Genomic DNA, 18,736 nt, shown 5'->3' on the forward strand with positions numbered 1-18,736 from the left:
CGTAAATGTGCGCCAGCCTTATCCCATCCCGCTCATCGCGTCTCCCAGATGAAAAATCGGCAAATACATCGCCACCACCAGCGTACCGATAATTAAGCCGGTGATGATCAATAACGCCGGTTCCAACAGCGACGCCAGATTATCGGCCAGCGCCAGCGTAGTTTCACTGTGGTGACGGGCAAGGTTATGCAGCATGATATCGAGTGAACCGGACGCTTCGCCCGTTCTGACCAGTTGCAGGCATAGCGGACTAAATTCCTGGGTATTTTTTAGCGCCAACCAGACCGGATTGCCTGCGGCGATCTCCTGATGTACCTGCGTTAAACGCTGTGACCAGTAAGGGCAGCCGAGACTCTCGATAGCGCTTTCCAGTCCCTGAAGAAAAGGAATGCCTGCGCTTTGGGTCAATGCCAGTACGGTGAATATTTGCGCTAGTTTCTGGCCTCTTATCAGGCGACCCATAACGGGAAGCCGTAGCAGAAGACGCTGCCGCTGCGCTTGCCAGGACGGCTTTTGTTTTACCCTGCGGTGAGCGATAGCAATGAGCATCGTCAGGAACAAGATGAGCCAACCCCATGCCGACCCCCATTGCGCTATCGCGATAATACCGCGCGTCAGAAGAGGGAGCGGGGTATTGAAGCTACGGTAAATGGCGGCAAATTCCGGCAGGACAAAGTGCAGCATGGCGAAAACGACCAGGGCGGCCATTGTCAGAATAATGGCGGGATAGCGCAGCGCCTTTTTCACGCTAACCGTAATCTGCCGTTGCGCTTTTTGCTGACGGGCCAGTTCAAAGCAGCAGTCGGCCAGTTTGCCGGTCAGTTCTCCGGTGCGGATCATCGTCTGGTAGAGCGGCGGAAATACCTGCGGCCAGGAGACTAATGCGCTGGAAAAAGGGACGCCCTGTTCAAGCTCGTGAGCCAGCGTGCGCAACAGCGCTTGCCATTGTCGGTGGGGATGCTGTTGCGCAAGGAGTTCCAGCCCTTCAGAAAGCGTCAGCCCGGCATGAATGAGCGTGGCCAGCTGATGAATAATTTCAGCGCTTTGCTCTTCTTTCCACAGTGCGGCGTTAACGCCCATACGCTTGATGCGAAGCGGCATAATGCGCTGATGTTGCAGGGTGATGATCAGCGCCAGACGATTGTCCGCCCATACAACGTCTTGTTCCAGTTGACCTTTATCGTTAACGCCTTGCCAGCGCCAGAGCTGTTTAACGCTCATGGGGCATTCCCAGAACGCGCAGTATCTCTTCAAAGGACGTCATGCCTTGCTCAACGGCGCGACAGCCATTTTCAAAAAGCGTCCCTGTACCGGTCTGTTGGAGGTGGGCTTCCAGTGCTTGCGCCGATGCGCCGCTCGCAATTAACTGACGTAATGCCGGGGTAACGGTTAACACTTCGAATAACGCGGTTCGGCCATAAAAGCCGTGGTAGCAATGCTGACAGCCGTTTGCCTGCCAGCGCGGTAGCGCGCTGGGCCAAAGATTGGGCGATAGCACTACGGGATCGTTCAGGCGCTGTTTGCAGTGCGGGCAAAGCTTCCTTACCAGGCGTTGCGCTACCACCAGCGTAAGCGCCGATGAGATCATCCAGCGTGCTACGCCCATTTGCTGCAAACGTATCAGGGTTTCACTGGTGGAGTTCGTATGGAGCGTTGAAAGTACCAGATGGCCCGTTTGTGCCGCCTTAATGGCGATTTCTGCGGTGTCGCCGTCACGAATTTCACCTACCATGATGATGTCAGGGTCCTGGCGTAAAAGCGCGCGCAGCACATTTTGAAAGGTGAGCCCGGCGCGGGGATGGACCTGCGTCTGGTTAATCCCATCCAGTGGAATTTCTATCGGATCCTCAACGCTACAGAGGTTGATACCCGGCGTATTCCGGGTTTGTAGCGCGCTGTATAGCGTGACTGTTTTTCCGCTACCGGTGGGGCCAGTCACCAGTACCAGCCCCTGAGGTTGCTGTAGGGCTTGTCTAAAAGCGGTAAGTTGTGCCCCGTACATGCCCAGCGTGTCCAGATCCAGCGTTTGTTCAACCTGATGCAACAACCGTAAGACGACTTTTTCGCCTTCTTTACAGGGAAGCGTGGCGATACGAAAAGAGATGCTGTCGCCCGTCAGGTCAACGGTAAATTGCCCGTCCTGCGGCAGCCGATGTTCAGCGATGTCCAAATTTCCCAGGACTTTCAATCTGGCCGTCAGCGCAAGCCCCGTCTCTTTGGCGATGTCCTGCAGAATATGAAGAACGCCGTCGACGCGGAGTCTTATTCGGTAGCGGCTGGCGCCGGGTTCGAGATGGATATCAGAGGCGCGTTTCTCCATCGCCGAGCGTAATGTCTGATTGAGAAGCTGGGCCGCGGTTTCTCCACCTTTCGCGGCGTTTGTCGAGGGAGCCTGATCCGGCTTATGCCGATGATTTTCCATTTGCTGGCGAGTCCAGCACACAATATCAATCTGTTTTTGCGTGGCGAAATGCAGAGCGTCCAGTAACGCATGAGAGGGCGCGTCGACCACCGCAACAGTGATACTGTTGCTGGCGCTATTGATCAGTACAGCCTGATGACGTTGACACAAGGTGTTGAGCTGAGCGTCTTTCATCTTGTCTCCTTAGTTGGCGTCAAAACGGAAGACATCTTCACAAGCCTGTTGTAACGCGCTGTCGCTTTGAATATTGCAGTTACGCGTCCAGCCGGTAATGCCGTTAGCATTGTCCCAGGCGGGCGTCATGATGACGCTAAGCCCGCTCAGACTCTCCTGGCCGGTAAGCGTGATGACGCCTTTTTCCACGCTCATGCCCGAAACATAACGGGTGATGACGGGCGAGGGGATACCGTTGACGCCCGCATCGCATGTGTTCGTCCCACCATGTTCCAGAGCGCAGAGTTCGACGGCGGTACGGTAGGGGACAAACGTTTGCAACATATCCGTCAGCGCCGCTTTACGCAGATAGTTCTGGTAAGCCGGAATGCCGATGGCGCTTAAAATGGCGATGATGCCAATAACGACCATCAGTTCGATAAGCGTGAAACCGCGTTGTTTTTCCATTGTTCGCTCCTTGAGTTAGCTGGCGCTACTGTGGCAAACGCGGGAAGAGCGGGCGAGCGGCAAAAGGTAAAACGGGAAGGCGGATTCTGAAGATTTTTGCTGCGTTACATGACACGGCAACGTTATTGCGAGGCGCTACGAATATTTTACCGAATCACGACGCGGATCTACGGACAGGTGATTTATAGACCCGACGGCGCAGCGCCATCGGGCGGAGAGGATCAGCAAAAACGCATGGAGAGATCGAGCGCGCGTACGTGCTTGGTCAGCGCGCCAACGGAGATGAAATCCACCCCGGTTTCAGCAAATTCGCGTAAGGTTTCCGCGGTGACGTTGCCGGATACTTCCAGCCGCGCCTGGCCGTTGACGCGTTTCACCGCCTCGCGCATCTGGTCGGTGTTGAAATTATCCAGCATGATAATATCCGCGCCTGCTTTCAGCGCATCGTCCAGTTCATCCAGATTTTCGACCTCGACTTCTACCGGCACGTCCGGATGTAGCCAGAACGCTTTTTCCACCGCCTGACGAACCGAACCGGAGGCGATGATATGGTTTTCTTTAATCAGGAACGCGTCAGTGAGGCCCAGACGATGATTGGCGCCGCCGCCGCATAAAACCGCATATTTGAGCGCGGTGCGCAGACCCGGCAGCGTTTTACGCGTGTCGAGCAACTGGGTTTGGGTGCCAGCCAGCAGTCCAACGTAGCGGCGTACTTCACTGGCGACGCCGGAAAGGGTCTGGACAAAGTTTAGCGCCGTGCGCTCGCCGGTCAGCAATACGCGAGCCGGGCCGTTCAGTTCAAACACTGTTTGGTTGGCGTGAATGGCGTCGCCGTCATCGACATGCCAGGTGAGGCGCACATCATCGCCCGCCAGTTGGATGAAGACCTCTTCAACCCAGCGCTTGCCGCAGAAAACGCCGTCTTCACGAGTGATCACCGTGGCATGGGCTTGCGTATCTGCCGGCAAAAGTTGCGCGGTGATATCGTTGCCAGCATCGACTTCTCCACCTAAATCTTCACGCAGCGCCTGAGCAACGGCGGCAGGGATATCGAGATTAATGCGTTCCAGTAGCGCGTCACGTCGGTCGTCTGGGTTATAACGGCGAGGCGGCATGATAAAACTCCAAATTGCTAACGAATCATAAGGTAGAAACATGCTACTCTGAAGCAGCTATAAGCACCACTCAAAAGGAGACTCTGCATGTTGCCAGATAAGGGTTGGTTGGTAGAGGCGCGACGCGTCCCTTCTCCGCATTATGATTGCCGTCCGGATGACGAAAAACCGTCCTTGCTGGTGGTGCATAATATTAGCCTGCCCCCCGGCGAGTTTGGCGGTCCGTGGATCGATGCATTATTCACCGGAACGATAGATCCAGACGCCCATCCTTTTTTTGCAGAAATCGCTCATCTTCGTGTTTCGGCCCATTGTCTGATTCGTCGCGACGGTGAAATCGTCCAGTATGTGCCTTTTGATAAGCGTGCGTGGCATGCGGGCGTGTCAAACTATCAGGGGCGGGAACGTTGTAATGATTTCTCCATTGGTATTGAGCTGGAGGGGACGGATACGCTGGCTTATACCGATGCGCAGTATCAGCAGCTAGCCGCCGTGACGCGCACGCTTATCGCTTGCTATCCGGCGATCGCCGACAATATGACCGGACACTGCAACATTGCGCCTGACCGCAAAACGGACCCTGGCCCTGCCTTTGACTGGCCGCGCTTTCGCGCTTTGGTAGCCCTCTCGTCGCACAAGGAGATGACATGACGCTGTTTACGACATTACTGGTGCTGATTGTCGAGCGCCTGTTTAAGCTGGGCGAGCACTGGCAGCTCGATCATCGGCTGGAGGCGCTATTCCGTCGGATTACGCATTTTTCGATGTTGCGCACGATGGGAATGACGGCGATCGCGATGGTGGTGACTTTTCTACTGCTCCAGGCGTTAAAAGGGCTGCTATTTAACGTGCCGACGCTGGTGGTGTGGATTCTCCTGGGCGTGCTGTGTATCGGCGCGGGCAAAGTGCGAGTACATTATCACGCCTGGCTGAAAGCGGCGTCCCGTAACGATCCGCATCCTTGCGAGGCGATGGCCAGCGAGCTTACGCTGATTCACGGCGTGCCGCCGGATTGTAATGAGCGTGAATTTTTGCGTGAGCTGCAAAATGCGTTGTTATGGATAAATTTCCGTTTTTACCTCGCACCGCTATTTTGGTTTATCGTTGGCGGTCCATGGGGGCCGGTAACGCTGGTGGGCTATGCGTTTTTACGGGCCTGGCAGACCTGGCTGGCGCGCTATCAGACGCCGCACCAACGTTTGCAATCCGGCATTGACGCTATTCTTCATGTGCTGGACTGGATTCCGGTACGTCTGGCGGGCGTAGTGTATGCATTACTGGGGCATGGCGAGAAAGCGTTGCCGGCCTGGTTTGCCTCGCTGGCGGATCTGCATACTTCGCAGTATCAGGTGCTCACACGTCTGGCGCAGTTCTCACTGGCGCGTGAACCGCATACTGACAAAGTAGAAACCCCCAAAGCGGCGGTGTCGATGGCGAAGAAGGCCTCGTTTGTGGTGGTGGTGATTATTGCGTTGCTCACCATTTATGGGGCATTAGTGTAGCGTTGTGCCGATGGCGCTAACGCTTATGCTGCCTACAATGGAAAAATCTGTAGGCCCGGTAAGCGCTAGCGCCACCGGGCAGTGCAACGGCTTAGATCGTATCGGCTGGCGGCACGCCAAAATCAGGCATCCCGTTTTCGTCCCAGCGCACCCGTTTCAGACGCGTATGGCGGTTGGGATCGTACAACGGATCGCCTTCAATTTCGGTGTAATTTCTCGCGTGGTACACCAGTACATCTTCACCTTCCGGCGTTTGCGTAAAGCTGTTATGTCCCGGCCCATACTGGCGATTTTCATAGCTGGTGGTAAAGACCGGGCGCGGTGATTTATGCCAGTTGGCCGGATCGCGCGGATCGTCGTTTACGTTAATCCACAGTAATCCCATACAGTAGTTTTCATCGGTGGCGCTGGCCGAATAGCTGATAAACAGCTTGTCGCCATGCACCACGACGGCCGGACCTTCGTTAACCCAAAAACCCCGACACTCCCAGTCGTACTCTGGCTTACTGAGTCTTACCGGCTCGCCTTTAATCGTCCACGGATTTTCCAGTTCAGCCAGATAAATATTTGAGTTACCGGCAATATCCGGCGCTTTTTGCGCCCACAGATACCACTGCTTTCCCTGATGATAAAAAGTGGTGGCATCGAGGGCGAAGGTATCAAACGGTGTTTTAATTTGACCTTTCTCCGTCCACTTGCCGGTGAGTGGGTCGGCATCGGCGCACTCCAGGGCAAACATGCGATGCTGGAACATTCCCAGCTTATCAAGCGCTTGAGTATGGGTAGCGGCAAAATAGATGTACCACTTGCCGTTGATGCGGTGCATTTCCGGTGCCCAGATGAGCTGGCTCATCGGGCCACTTTCCGGTTTGCGCCAGACGACAACGGGGTCGGCGGCGCGCAACCCTTCCAGCGAATCAGCCCGGCGGATTTCCAGCCTGTCATATTCCGGTACGGAGGCAATAAAGTAGTAATCGCTGCCGTCGCGTAAAATAAACGGATCGGCACGTTGTTCAATAAACGGGTTTGGCCAGTTTGCCATCAGGCTTTCCTTACGCTTTCAGCGGCTTTGAGCTCCTGCAACTCACTCAATTCGCGGTAATTAGTGCGACGTTTTTCCAAATCGTCCTGGATTTTTTTCATCAGTTCACGGTCAACTTTCAGCAGACGTACCACGCCTGCGGTAATCAGATAGCCAACGCCGGGGATAACGGTAAACAACAGCATAATACCGTTCATCGCCGAGGCGCTTTGCGCTTTGGCGCTGGCGTCATAACCGTACCAGGAGAGCAAAAAGCCGACCATCGCCCCGGCAATCGCCAGGCCCAGTTTCAGGAAGAACAGATTACCGGAGAAGCTAATACCGGTAATGCGTTTGCCGGTTTTCCATTCGCCGTAATCATCGACGTCCGCCATCAGCGACCAGTGCAACGGGGAAGGGATCTGATGCAGAATATTGAGCAGGAAGTAGAGCGCCACTATCATCACGGTGGCTTTCGGGTCAAAGAAATAGAATGCGCAGGAGAAAATCGCCAGCGCGATATTGGTCCAGAAAAATACCTTCAATTTACACCAGCGATCGGTTAAGACTTTTGCCAGCATACTGCCGATCATCATACCGACCACGCCAAGACTAATAAAAAGCGTAGCGAAATGGGTGCTTTGTCCCATCACCCAGGTGACGTAATACATGGTCGCCGCCATACGGATAAACCCCGGGCAGACGTTACATAAGGTCAATAGCAGAATGCGTACCCACTGATCGTTTTTCCACACGTCTTTGAAATCATTCTTCATATCATCGTGCGTCGGAACGGCAGGGCGAACGCGTTCGCGGACGCTGGCAAAGCAGAACAGAAACATACCCATGCCGATAATCGCCAGCACGGTCATCGCCAACTGATAGCCTTTGGCTTTGTCGCCGCCGCCAAACCAGTCCACCATCGGCAATAGCGTTAACGATAGCAACAGCGTCGCGATGCCGACTAACACGAAGCGATAAGCCTGACAGGCCACGCGCTCTTTTGGATCATTGGTGATCACGCCGCCCAGTGAGCAATAGGGAATATTGATGGCGGTGTAGGTCACAGAAAGCAGAAAATAGGTGACGAAAGCATAGACAACTTTGCTGTTATAGCCCCAGTCCGGCGTCGTGAACATCAGCACGCTGAACAGCGCGTAGGGAAATGCAATCCACAGTAGCCAGGGGCGGAAACGACCATATTTACTTTGGGTACGATCGGCAAGCGCGCCCATCACCGGATCGGTAACGGCATCGATAACGCGTACTGAAAGGAGTAAAACACCGACTAACGCCGGGGCAAGACCAAAAATATCCGTATAAAAATAATTAACAAACAGCATGATAGCGCCAAAAATAATGTTACATCCGGCGTCGCCCATGCCATACCCGATTTTCTCTCTTACCGAAAGTCTGCCCTTATCCATTGAGACTTCTCCCCATCAGATGATGGCGGTAATTATTCGCCTGCGAGCTTTTTTTTGCGTAGCAGGATCACGCCGCTGATATGGATAAAATGGTTATACGTGGGAAACTGTGAGGCAGATAACACCCTCCCCGGACGGGGAGGGCGGAAAAGTAGCGTCACGATCAGTGGGCTTTCACCGTTTTTGCCGTTTTTTCTTTACACAGATAGCCGACGCCCAGGATAAGCAGCCATACCGGAATCAGCCACACGGAGATCGCCATACCTGGCGTCATCAGCATAATGATCAATACCGCCGCCATAAACAGCAGGCAGAGAACGTTGCCGAACGGATAAAACAGGGCCGGGAAGCGGGTTTTCACGCCCTGCTGCTGTTTCGCGCGACGGAACATCATATGGGCAAGGCTAATCATCGCCCAGTTAATGACCAGCGCGGAGACCACCAGCGCCATCAGCAGTCCGAATGCGGACTCTGGGGCCAGGTAGTTGAGCAGCACGCACAACGCAGTCACGACGGCGGAAACCAAAATGGAGCTCACCGGCACGCCGCGTTTGTCGACGTTCAGCAGCGCTTTCGGCGCATTTCCCTGCTGGGCCAGACCGAACAGCATACGGCTGTTGCAGTAAACGCAGCTGTTATAAACCGATAGCGCGGCGGTGAGAACCACGATATTCAGCGCATTGGCGACAAACGTATCGCCCAGCTCATGGAAGATAAGGACAAACGGGCTGGTATCGGCGGTGACGCGAGTCCATGGCAGCAGCGAAAGCAGAACCGCCAGCGAGCCGATATAAAAAATCAGGATGCGATAGATAACCTGATTGGTAGCTTTGGGAATGCTCTGTTCCGGGTTATCGGCTTCAGCGGCGGTGATCCCTACCAGCTCCAGTCCGCCGAACGAAAACATAATAATGGCCATCATCATCACCAGCCCGGTCCAGCCATGCGGCAGAAAGCCGCCCTGTTCCCACAGGTTGCGCACGGTGGCCTGCGGACCAGCGGTATCGCTGAAGAGTAACCACGCGCCGAACAGAATCATAGCGATGACGGCGATCACTTTAATAATGGCGAACCAAAACTCCATCTCACCGAACACTTTAACGTTGGTCAGGTTGATGGAGTTGATAATCACAAAGAAGGCTGCCGCAGAAGCCCAGGTGGGGATCTCCGGATACCAGAACTGGATATATTTACCCACTGCGGTCAGTTCCGCCATGGCAACTAATACGTACAGCACCCAGTAGTTCCAGCCGGAAGCGAATCCGGCAAAGCCGCCCCAGTATTTATAGGCGAAGTGGCTAAAAGAGCCGGCGACCGGTTCTTCAACCACCATCTCTCCCAGCTGGCGCATAATCAGAAAGGCAATAAAGCCTGCAATCGCATAGCCCAGGATAATTCCTGGCCCCGCCGACTGAATAACGGAGGCGCTTCCCAGGAACAAGCCTGTCCCTATCGCGCCGCCCAATGCGATAAGCTGAATATGGCGGTTTTTCAGGCCGCGCTTGAGCTGCTCGCCGTGCTGCTGACTGTCCATTATAAAACCTCGTGTATCGGGCGCGGTTTATTCATAACGCGCTTATTTTGAACGATGCAGTAGTGCGTGTGTAAGTTTGCAATTCCGCTTTTTGTATTGATTTATTTACAGATTCGTTTTTTTAAATGTCACTTCAACTCTTTCGTCTTGATCAGAATAATGGTATGTGGCCGCGAATGCACCTGCTTTGTGCAGGGGTGATGACGAGTTGCGTAAAAAGAAAGCACTTGTAAATACCTCCTTTTATTTTCCCTTACAGATGTTAATTTGTTTTTATTCATTATTTATGCATAAAAATGCATTTAATCTACTGTTGAATCGGTTCAGATGAGATTTTTTATCGTTTCAAATACGTTAAATCTACCTCCTGGTGGGTAAATTTAACATTTGTGCACAGTTACAGTTTTGAAACATGATTTCTGTAAAATTGTTAAAATGTGCCTCCTTTACTGATTTCAATCAAAACCTGTATGGACAGAAGGTGAATACTTTGTTACTTTAGCGTCACAGACATGAAATTGGTAAGACCAATTGACTCCGGGCAAATGGCTTAAGACAGGAAATCATGGCCTACAGCAAAATCCGCCAACCAAAACTCTCCGATGTGATCGAGCAGCAGCTGGAGTTTTTAATCCTTGAGGGAACATTGCGTCCCGGAGAAAAACTCCCACCGGAACGTGAACTGGCAAAACAGTTCGACGTCTCCCGTCCCTCCTTGCGCGAGGCGATTCAACGTCTCGAAGCGAAGGGATTGTTGCTTCGTCGTCAGGGCGGCGGAACCTTCGTGCAGAGCAGCCTGTGGCAGAGCTTTAGCGACCCGCTGGTGGAACTGCTCTCCGATCACCCTGAATCCCAGTTTGATCTGCTCGAAACGCGCCATGCTCTGGAAGGCATTGCGGCTTATTACGCGGCGCTGCGCAGCACCGATGAAGATAAAGACCGTATTCGCGAGCTGCACCACGCTATTGAGCTGGCGCAAGAGTCCGGCGATCTGGATGCCGAGTCCGAAGCCGTGCTCCAGTATCAAATCGCCGTCACCGAAGCGGCGCACAACGTGGTATTGCTTCATCTGCTAAGGTGTATGGAGCCGATGCTGGCGCAAAACGTGCGGCAGAACTTCGAATTGCTGTATGCGCGTCGGGAGATGCTGCCGCTGGTGAGTACGCATCGCACCCGTATATTTGAAGCCATTATGGCCGGAAAACCAGAAGAAGCGCGTGAAGCGTCACACCGCCATCTGGCGTTTATCGAAGAGATTATGTTGGACAGAAGCCGTGAGGAGAGCCGTCGTGAACGCGCTTTACGCCGTCTGGAACAGCGCAAGAATTAGTTTTTTCTGGCAGAACGTTAACCAGAAGATGTTGTGAATAACGCGCAAAAATGTGCGCGGCAACTAAACGCAGAACCTGTCTTATTAAGCTTTCTGACGAAAGTTTAATGGGACAGGTTCCAGATAACTCAACGTATTAGATAGATAAGGAATACCCCCATGTCAGAACGTTTCCAAAATGACGTGGATCCGATCGAAACTCGCGACTGGCTACAGGCGATCGAATCGGTCATCCGTGAAGAAGGTGTTGAGCGCGCTCAGTATCTGATTGACCAACTGCTTTCTGAAGCTCGTAAAGGCGGCGTGAAAGTCGCGGCAGGCGCAGGGGCCAGTAATTACATCAACACTATTGCCGTTGAAGACGAACCGGAATACCCGGGCAATCTGGAGCTGGAACGTCGCATTCGTTCTGCTATCCGCTGGAACGCCATCATGACCGTGCTGCGCGCGTCTAAAAAAGACCTTGAGTTGGGCGGCCACATGGCGTCCTTCCAGTCTTCCGCCACGATCTATGATGTCTGTTTTAACCATTTCTTCCGTGCGCGCAACGAACAGGATGGCGGCGACCTGGTGTACTTCCAGGGCCACATCTCTCCGGGCATCTACGCTCGCGCGTTCCTGGAAGGTCGTCTGACCCAGGAACAGATGGATAACTTCCGTCAGGAAGTTCACGGCAATGGCCTCTCTTCCTATCCGCACCCGAAACTGATGCCGGAATTCTGGCAGTTCCCGACCGTCTCTATGGGGCTGGGCCCAATCGGTGCTATCTACCAGGCGAAATTCCTGAAATATCTGGAACACCGTGGCCTGAAAGATACCTCTAAACAGACCGTTTACGCCTTCCTCGGCGACGGCGAGATGGATGAGCCGGAATCCAAAGGCGCGATCACCATCGCCACCCGTGAAAAACTGGACAACCTGGTTTTTGTTATCAACTGTAACCTGCAGCGTCTTGACGGCCCGGTCACCGGTAACGGCAAGATTGTTAACGAACTGGAAGGCATCTTTGCAGGTGCTGGCTGGAACGTTATTAAAGTCATGTGGGGCGGTCGTTGGGATGAACTGCTGCGTAAAGACACCAGCGGTAAACTGATCCAGCTGATGAACGAAACCGTTGACGGCGACTACCAGACCTTCAAATCCAAAGACGGCGCTTACGTGCGTGAGCACTTCTTCGGTAAATATCCGGAAACCGCCGCCCTGGTGGCCGACTGGACTGACGAGCAGATTTGGGCGCTGAACCGTGGTGGTCACGATCCGAAGAAAGTCTACGCGGCACTGAAAAAAGCGCAGGAAACCAAAGGCAAAGCGACCGTAATCCTGGCCCATACCATTAAAGGTTACGGCATGGGCGACACCGCGGAAGGTAAAAACATCGCTCACCAGGTTAAGAAAATGAACATGGACGGCGTGCGTTACGTCCGCGATCGTTTCAACGTGCCGGTTGCCGATGCTGATCTCGAAAAACTGCCGTACATTACCTTCCCGGAAGGTTCTGAAGAACACAAATACCTGCATGAACGCCGTCAGGCGCTGCATGGCTACCTGCCAAGCCGTCAGCCGAACTTCACCGAGAAGTTAGAGCTGCCTCAACTTTCAGATTTCGGCGCGCTGCTGGAAGAGCAAAGTAAAGAGATTTCCACTACGATCGCTTTCGTGCGTGCTCTGAACGTGATGCTGAAGAACAAGTCGATCAAAGATCGTCTGGTTCCGATCATTGCCGACGAAGCGCGTACTTTCGGTATGGAAGGTCTGTTCCGTCAGATTGGTATCTACAGCCCGAACGGCCAGCAGTACACCCCGCAGGACCGTGAGCAGGTTGCTTACTACAAAGAAGACGAGAAAGGCCAGATTCTGCAGGAAGGTATCAACGAGCTGGGCGCAGGCGCATCCTGGCTGGCTGCGGCGACCTCTTACAGCACCAACGATCTGCCGATGATCCCGTTCTACATCTACTACTCTATGTTCGGGTTCCAGCGTATCGGCGACCTGTGCTGGCAGGCTGGCGACCAGCAGGCTCGCGGCTTCCTGATCGGCGGGACTTCCGGTCGTACTACGCTGAACGGCGAAGGTCTGCAGCACGAAGATGGTCACAGCCACATTCAGTCGCTGACTATCCCGAACTGTATCTCTTACGACCCGGCTTACGCTTACGAAGTGGCTGTCATCATGCATGATGGTCTGGAGCGTATGTACGGTGAGAAACAAGAGAACGTTTACTACTACATCACCACCCTGAACGAAAACTACCACATGCCGGCCATGCCAGCAGGTGCCGAGGAAGGTATCCGTAAAGGTATCTACAAACTCGAAACCCTCGAAGGTAGCAAAGGTAAAGTTCAGCTGCTGGGCTCCGGTTCTATCCTGCGTCATGTGCGTGAAGCGGCACAGATCCTGGCAAAAGACTACGGCGTAGGTTCTGACGTGTACAGCGTAACCTCCTTCACCGAACTGGCGCGTGATGGTCAGGATTGTGAGCGCTGGAACATGCTGCACCCGCTGGAAACCCCGCGCGTTCCGTACATCGCTCAGGTGATGAACGACGCTCCGGCAGTGGCATCTACTGACTATATGAAACTGTTCGCCGAGCAGGTTCGTACTTACGTACCGGCTGACGACTATCGCGTACTGGGTACGGATGGCTTCGGTCGTTCCGACAGCCGTGAGAACCTGCGTCACCACTTCGAAGTTGATGCTTCTTATGTGGTTGTTGCAGCGCTGGGCGAACTGGCTAAACGTGGCGAAATCGACAAGAAAGTGGTAGCGGATGCGATTACCAAATTCAACATCGATGCAGATAAAGTTAACCCGCGTCTGGCGTAAGAGGTAAAAGAATAATGGCTATCGAAATCAAAGTACCGGACATCGGGACAGATGAAGTTGAAATCACCGAGATTCTGGTCAAAGTGGGCGACAAAGTGGAAGCTGAACAGTCGCTGATCACCGTAGAAGGCGACAAAGCCTCTATGGAAGTCCCGTCTCCGCAGGCTGGCGTCGTGAAAGAGATCAAAGTCTCTGTCGGCGACAAAACCGAGACTGGTGCACTTATCATGATTTTCGATTCCGCCGACGGTGCAGCTGACGCTGCACCTGCTAAGGCAGAAGAGAAGAAAGAAGCGGCTCCGGCAGCAGCACCTGCTGCGGCAGCGGCGAAAGACGTTCACGTTCCGGATATCGGCAGTGACGAAGTTGAAGTGACTGAAGTGATGGTGAAAGTGGGCGACACCGTAGAAGCTGAACAGTCGCTGATCACCGTCGAAGGCGACAAGGCCTCTATGGAAGTTCCTGCTCCTTTTGCAGGCACCGTGAAAGAGATCAAAGTGAACACCGGCGACAAAGTCTCTACCGGCTCTCTGATTATGGTCTTCGAAGTGGCGGGTGAAGCAGGCGCAGCAGCACCAGCGAAAGCGGAAGCCGCTCCGGCTGCGGCTGCTCCAGCAGCAGCGACGGGCGTGAAAGACGTTAACGTACCGGACATCGGCGGTGACGAAGTTGAAGTCACCGAAGTGATGGTCAAAGTCGGCGATAAAGTTGCCGCTGAACAGTCGCTGATCACCGTCGAAGGCGACAAGGCCTCTATGGAAGTGCCTGCGCCGTTCGCGGGCACCGTGAAAGAAATCAAAATCAGCACCGGCGATAAAGTGAAAACCGGTTCTCTGATTATGGTCTTCGAAGTAGAAGGCGCAGCGCCTGCGGCCGCTCCGGCTAAACAGGAAGCGGCGGCACCGGCTCCGGCGGCGAAAGCTGAGAAGCCTGCTGCCCCGGCTGCCAAAGCGGAAGGCAAATCTGAGTTCGCTGAAAACGACGCTTACGTTCACGCTACCCCACTGATTCGCCGCCTGGCGCGCGAGTTTGGCGTAAACCTGGCGAAAGTGAAAGGCACCGGTCGTAAAGGCCGTATTCTGCGCGAAGACGTTCAGGCTTACGTGAAAGACGCTATCAAACGCGCGGAAGCTGCGCCGGCTGCTGCGGGCGGCGGTATCCCGGGTATGCTGCCGTGGCCGAAAGTGGACTTCAGCAAGTTTGGTGAAGTTGAAGAAGTGGAACTGGGCCGTATCCAGAAAATCTCTGGCGCGAACCTGAGCCGTAACTGGGTGATGATCCCGCACGTTACGCACTTCGACAAAACCGATATCACCGATCTGGAAGCGTTCCGTAAACAGCAGAACGCCGAAGCTGAGAAGCGCAAACTGGATGTGAAATACACGCCAGTGGTCTTCATCATGAAAGCGGTTGCCGCTGCTCTGGAACAGATGCCGCGCTTCAACAGCTCTCTGTCCGAAGACGGTCAGCGTCTGACCCTGAAAAAATACATCAACATCGGCGTGGCGGTTGATACCCCGAATGGCCTGGTGGTTCCGGTCTTTAAAGACGTGAATAAGAAGAGCGTGACCGAGCTGTCTCGTGAACTGACCACCATCTCCAAAAAAGCGCGTGATGGTAAGCTGACCGCTGGCGAAATGCAGGGTGGTTGCTTCACTATCTCCAGCATCGGCGGCCTGGGAACTACCCACTTTGCGCCGATTGTCAACGCGCCGGAAGTGGCTATCCTCGGCGTTTCTAAGTCGGCGATGGAACCGGTGTGGAATGGGAAAGAGTTTGTGCCGCGTCTGATGATGCCTATCTCTCTTTCCTTCGACCACCGTGTGATCGATGGTGCTGATGGTGCGCGTTTCATTACCATTATCAACAATATGTTGTCTGACATTCGCCGTCTGGTGATGTAATGAAAAAGCCGGCCCGACGGCCGGCTTTTTTTTGATAATCTCATGTATTTTGTGAGGTTATTAGCGAAAGCGATAATTCGTGATCCGTTTGTTGTTTCAAAATTGTTAACAATTTTGTAAGATACGGGCGGATAGAACGACCCGGTGGATGATGGGCGATCAAGTACCCCGGACCGCCGGATACAAATAAAGAGGTCATGATGAGTACTGAAATCAAAACTCAGGTCGTGGTACTTGGGGCGGGCCCGGCAGGCTATTCTGCCGCTTTCCGTTGCGCTGATTTAGGTCTGGAAACCGTAATTGTAGAACGCTACAACACCCTTGGCGGTGTTTGTCTGAACGTCGGCTGTATCCCTTCTAAAGCGCTGCTGCACGTAGCAAAAGTTATCGAAGAAGCCAAAGCGCTGGCTGAACACGGTATCGTCTTCGGTGAGCCGAAAACTGATATCGACAAGATTCGTACCTGGAAAGAGAAAGTGATCACGCAGCTGACCGGCGGTCTGGCGGGTATGGCCAAAGGCCGTAAGGTGAAAGTGGTCAACGGTCTGGGTAAATTCACCGGGGCGAACACCCTGGAAGTTGAAGGCGAAAACGGCAAAACCGTGATCAACTTCGACAACGCGATTATCGCGGCAGGTTCTCGTCCGATCCAATTACCGTTTATTCCGCATGAAGACCCGCGCGTATGGGATTCTACCGACGCTCTGGAACTGAAAGAAGTACCGAAGCGTATGCTGGTCATGGGCGGCGGTATCATCGGTCTGGAAATGGGTACCGTATACCACGCGCTGGGTTCAGAGATCGACGTGGTTGAAATGTTCGACCAGGTTATCCCGGCGGCTGATAAAGATATCGTTAAAGTCTTCACCAAGCGCATCAGCAAGAAATTCAACCTGATGCTGGAAACCAAAGTGACTGCCGTTGAAGCGAAAGAAGACGGTATCTACGTTTCGATGGAAGGCAAAAAAGCCCCGGCTGAAGCGCAGCGTTATGATGCGGTTCTGGTGGCGATTGGTCGTGTGCCGAACGGTAAAAACCTCGACGCGGGCAAAGCTGGCGTGGAAGTTGACGACCGTGGCTTTATCCGCGTCGACAAACAGCTGCGCACCAACGTGCCGCACATCTTCGCTATCGGCGATATCGTCGGTCAGCCGATGCTGGCGCATAAAGGCGTTCACGAAGGCCACGTTGCCGCTGAAGTTATCGCCGGGAAGAAACACTACTTCGATCCGAAAGTTATCCCGTCTATCGCGTACACCGAGCCAGAAGTGGCATGGGTTGGCCTGACCGAGAAAGAAGCGAAAGAAAAAGGCATCAGCTATGAAACCGCCACCTTCCCGTGGGCAGCTTCTGGCCGTGCTATCGCTTCTGACTGCGCAGACGGTATGACCAAACTGATTTTCGACAAAGAATCTCACCGCGTGATCGGCGGGGCGATTGTCGGCACCAACGGCGGCGAGCTGCTGGGTGAAATCGGTCTGGCGATCGAAATGGGCTGTGATGCGGAAGACATCGCGCTGACCATTCATGCGCACCCGACGTTGCACGAGTCCGTCGGTCTGGCTGCTGAAGTGTTCGAAGGTAGTATTACCGACCTGCCGAACCCGAAAGCGAAGAAGAAATAATCTTCTGTAGGTGACAATGCGCCACCCGATACAAAAAAGCGGCTTTACAGCCGCTTTTTTTAAGCATGGCAAATCAGATGTGTCAAATGATGGCGAAGGATAACGAAACCGCAAAATTTATCTTTTCCGCAGCAGTACGTTTTCAAAGCTTATGCCGTCGGTAGTGCCTTTGTCTGTCATTTTCGACCAACTAATTGTTTCATAAGAAATACCTCTCCTTACTTTGTCATCACCCTGAAATTAGTAACGCTATAAAATAATAGCGAGCTAATTATGAGGTTTGATATATGAAACTTTTTCTGACAACAGCAGCGCTAACTGCGACGTTGATTTCCGGCATGGCATTTGCCAGCGATCCCGTCATCCCCTGGGCGACTAACAGCGGCGGTACGGAAAGCACGCATATTGCGGCAATGGGCGAGGATTTGAATGCGCAGCATCAGCAGATCACCCACACGCATGAAGGCGTATGGGCGGCCAATTCCGGCAGCATTCAGGCTGATGAAGCCGCGCTGACCAGCAACAAGCCGCCGGTACAAGGCCACCCGGAATTAATGCCGCATCAGGGCTAATGATCATGGCCTGGCGATAACGCCAGGCGCTTACGGGTTATTCGGCGACCTGCCACTGCGCGTCTGGCGCAAAACGCGTGATAGCCTGAACTTTACTCTCCGTCTCCTTGCCTAAATCCGCCTGATAAATACGATCGTCCTGGTTGACCATAAAACTCATCACCCCGGTTTCGCCGTAATGCATCGGCCAGGCCAGAAGCGCCGCGCCGTGACCGTCGTTATCGCTGATAATACGGAAATGGTAGCCGTGGTAACCCTCGTCTGGCGCTGCGGGGCTAAAGTTTGGGCCTAACGGACTGGGGACGTCGCCTGCTTTGGTTGGCCAGTACAGGCCATCTTTTTGGCCTTCGCTACTGATTATCCTGTGCGCCCAGCGATGGTTTTGTAAGTAATAGTCCTGCTGCGCATCAACGTAAGCATGCATGGCCTGTAAGGTAGAAAGTTCATTTCGCCCAATAGTACGGGTGAGGATCTCATTCCCGGCTGCCGCCATATCAAAGCGCCAGCCGCCAGTCTCTTTCACCATGGGCACCGGGAGCTGCCAGTCTTCTCGTCCGACATTCAGGTGCGCCGTATTGTCTTTTTGTACAATGCGATGGCCTTCGCGCCAGTCACGATTGAAGCGGGCCACGGCCTCGGGATCGGCACCTTCCGGCGGCAGAAATTGCCGCCAGTCATCGCCCAGTAGCGCGGTAAGCTGCGTTTCGTTTTTTCCGGCTACCGCCGCGGCGAAGGCGCTGGCGGCCGCTTCCGGGGAGGGGAACCGTTCCTGCGCGTAGCCCAGCAAGGGTAACGACAGTAACAGAGCGCTTAACATAACCTTTTTCATTATCTGCTCCG

15 protein-coding genes are annotated in these 18,736 nt (G+C 53.8%); 7 read left to right on the top strand and 8 right to left on the bottom strand.

Annotated elements, in window-relative coordinates:
• Positions 1 to 18: 18 nt before the first annotated feature.
• The 4 genes from hofC to nadC all read right to left on the bottom strand — a co-directional run bounded on the left by hofC (position 19) and on the right by nadC (position 4,158).
• On the bottom strand, positions 19 to 1,221 hold the full coding sequence (gene hofC / locus ACLJQJ_RS15710; RefSeq protein ID WP_063808757.1) for a protein transport protein HofC: 1,203 nt from the start codon (positions 1,219 to 1,221) through the stop codon (positions 19 to 21).
• Entirely contained in the window at positions 1,211 to 2,596 is a 1,386-nt protein-coding gene (gene gspE, locus ACLJQJ_RS15715; RefSeq protein ID WP_063808758.1) for a type II secretion system protein GspE, read from the bottom strand. Before gspE ends, hofC begins: the two co-directional genes overlap by 11 nt.
• 9 nt (positions 2,597 to 2,605) lie before the next feature.
• Complete coding sequence (ppdD, locus tag ACLJQJ_RS15720) at positions 2,606 to 3,043, bottom strand: prepilin peptidase-dependent pilin (RefSeq protein ID WP_000414982.1); 438 nt, start codon at positions 3,041 to 3,043, stop codon at positions 2,606 to 2,608.
• A gap of 221 nt (positions 3,044 to 3,264) precedes the next feature.
• Positions 3,265 to 4,158, bottom strand: a complete 894-nt coding sequence (nadC, locus tag ACLJQJ_RS15725; RefSeq protein WP_001135135.1) for a carboxylating nicotinate-nucleotide diphosphorylase — start codon at positions 4,156 to 4,158, stop codon at positions 3,265 to 3,267.
• An 87-nt stretch (positions 4,159 to 4,245) separates the two neighbouring features.
• Here nadC and ampD point away from each other — a divergent pair, with 87 nt between their 5' ends.
• Both ampD and ampE read left to right on the top strand, forming a co-directional pair.
• Positions 4,246 to 4,809, top strand: a complete 564-nt coding sequence (gene ampD, locus ACLJQJ_RS15730; RefSeq protein WP_000936326.1) for a 1,6-anhydro-N-acetylmuramyl-L-alanine amidase AmpD — start codon at positions 4,246 to 4,248, stop codon at positions 4,807 to 4,809.
• Positions 4,806 to 5,660 carry a beta-lactamase regulator AmpE gene (ampE, locus tag ACLJQJ_RS15735; RefSeq protein ID WP_000172039.1) on the top strand — a complete coding sequence of 285 codons (855 nt, stop codon included), beginning with the start codon at positions 4,806 to 4,808 and terminating at the stop codon, positions 5,658 to 5,660. Before ampD ends, ampE begins: the two co-directional genes overlap by 4 nt.
• A gap of 91 nt (positions 5,661 to 5,751) precedes the next feature.
• Here the strand turns inward: ampE and ACLJQJ_RS15740 are convergent, their stop codons facing one another.
• From ACLJQJ_RS15740 to aroP, 3 genes are all read right to left on the bottom strand, one after another.
• Complete coding sequence (locus tag ACLJQJ_RS15740) at positions 5,752 to 6,702, bottom strand: family 43 glycosylhydrolase (RefSeq protein WP_000024767.1); 951 nt, start codon at positions 6,700 to 6,702, stop codon at positions 5,752 to 5,754.
• Positions 6,702 to 8,108 (bottom strand): glycoside-pentoside-hexuronide (GPH):cation symporter, encoded by a 1,407-nt coding sequence (locus ACLJQJ_RS15745; protein WP_000357539.1) that lies wholly within the window; start codon positions 8,106 to 8,108, stop codon positions 6,702 to 6,704. Before ACLJQJ_RS15745 ends, ACLJQJ_RS15740 begins: the two co-directional genes overlap by 1 nt.
• A 163-nt stretch (positions 8,109 to 8,271) precedes the next feature.
• Positions 8,272 to 9,645: an aromatic amino acid transporter AroP gene (gene aroP / locus ACLJQJ_RS15750; RefSeq protein ID WP_161976011.1), complete on the bottom strand. Its 1,374-nt coding sequence runs from the start codon at positions 9,643 to 9,645 to the stop codon at positions 8,272 to 8,274.
• A gap of 562 nt (positions 9,646 to 10,207) precedes the next feature.
• Here aroP and pdhR point away from each other — a divergent pair.
• The 5 genes from pdhR (at position 10,208) to ACLJQJ_RS15775 (ending at position 17,896) form a co-directional block, all read left to right on the top strand.
• Positions 10,208 to 10,972, top strand: coding sequence for a pyruvate dehydrogenase complex transcriptional repressor PdhR (gene pdhR, locus ACLJQJ_RS15755; protein ID WP_000331771.1), 765 nt, complete (start codon positions 10,208 to 10,210; stop codon positions 10,970 to 10,972).
• A gap of 159 nt (positions 10,973 to 11,131) precedes the next feature.
• Entirely contained in the window at positions 11,132 to 13,795 is a 2,664-nt protein-coding gene (aceE, locus tag ACLJQJ_RS15760) for a pyruvate dehydrogenase (acetyl-transferring), homodimeric type (RefSeq protein WP_000003852.1), read from the top strand.
• Between the two features lie 14 nt (positions 13,796 to 13,809).
• Positions 13,810 to 15,699: a pyruvate dehydrogenase complex dihydrolipoyllysine-residue acetyltransferase gene (aceF, locus tag ACLJQJ_RS15765; RefSeq protein ID WP_000963594.1), complete on the top strand. Its 1,890-nt coding sequence runs from the start codon at positions 13,810 to 13,812 to the stop codon at positions 15,697 to 15,699.
• Positions 15,700 to 15,899: 200 nt separating this feature from the next.
• A complete protein-coding gene (lpdA, locus tag ACLJQJ_RS15770) occupies positions 15,900 to 17,324 on the top strand; it encodes a dihydrolipoyl dehydrogenase (protein WP_001519338.1) in 1,425 nt (474 codons plus the stop codon).
• A gap of 287 nt (positions 17,325 to 17,611) precedes the next feature.
• Positions 17,612 to 17,896 carry an outer membrane protein gene (locus ACLJQJ_RS15775; RefSeq protein ID WP_000765363.1) on the top strand — a complete coding sequence of 95 codons (285 nt, stop codon included), beginning with the start codon at positions 17,612 to 17,614 and terminating at the stop codon, positions 17,894 to 17,896.
• 37 nt (positions 17,897 to 17,933) lie between these two features.
• On the opposite strand, the gene ACLJQJ_RS15780 is transcribed toward ACLJQJ_RS15775, so the two are convergent.
• Entirely contained in the window at positions 17,934 to 18,725 is a 792-nt protein-coding gene (locus tag ACLJQJ_RS15780) for a DUF2950 family protein (RefSeq protein WP_000757452.1), read from the bottom strand.
• Between the last annotated feature and the right edge of the window lie 11 nt (positions 18,726 to 18,736).

It is taken from the genome of Salmonella sp. SAL04202 (assembly GCF_046550775.1).
Taxonomy (GTDB): Bacteria; Pseudomonadota; Gammaproteobacteria; order Enterobacterales; family Enterobacteriaceae; genus Salmonella; species Salmonella enterica.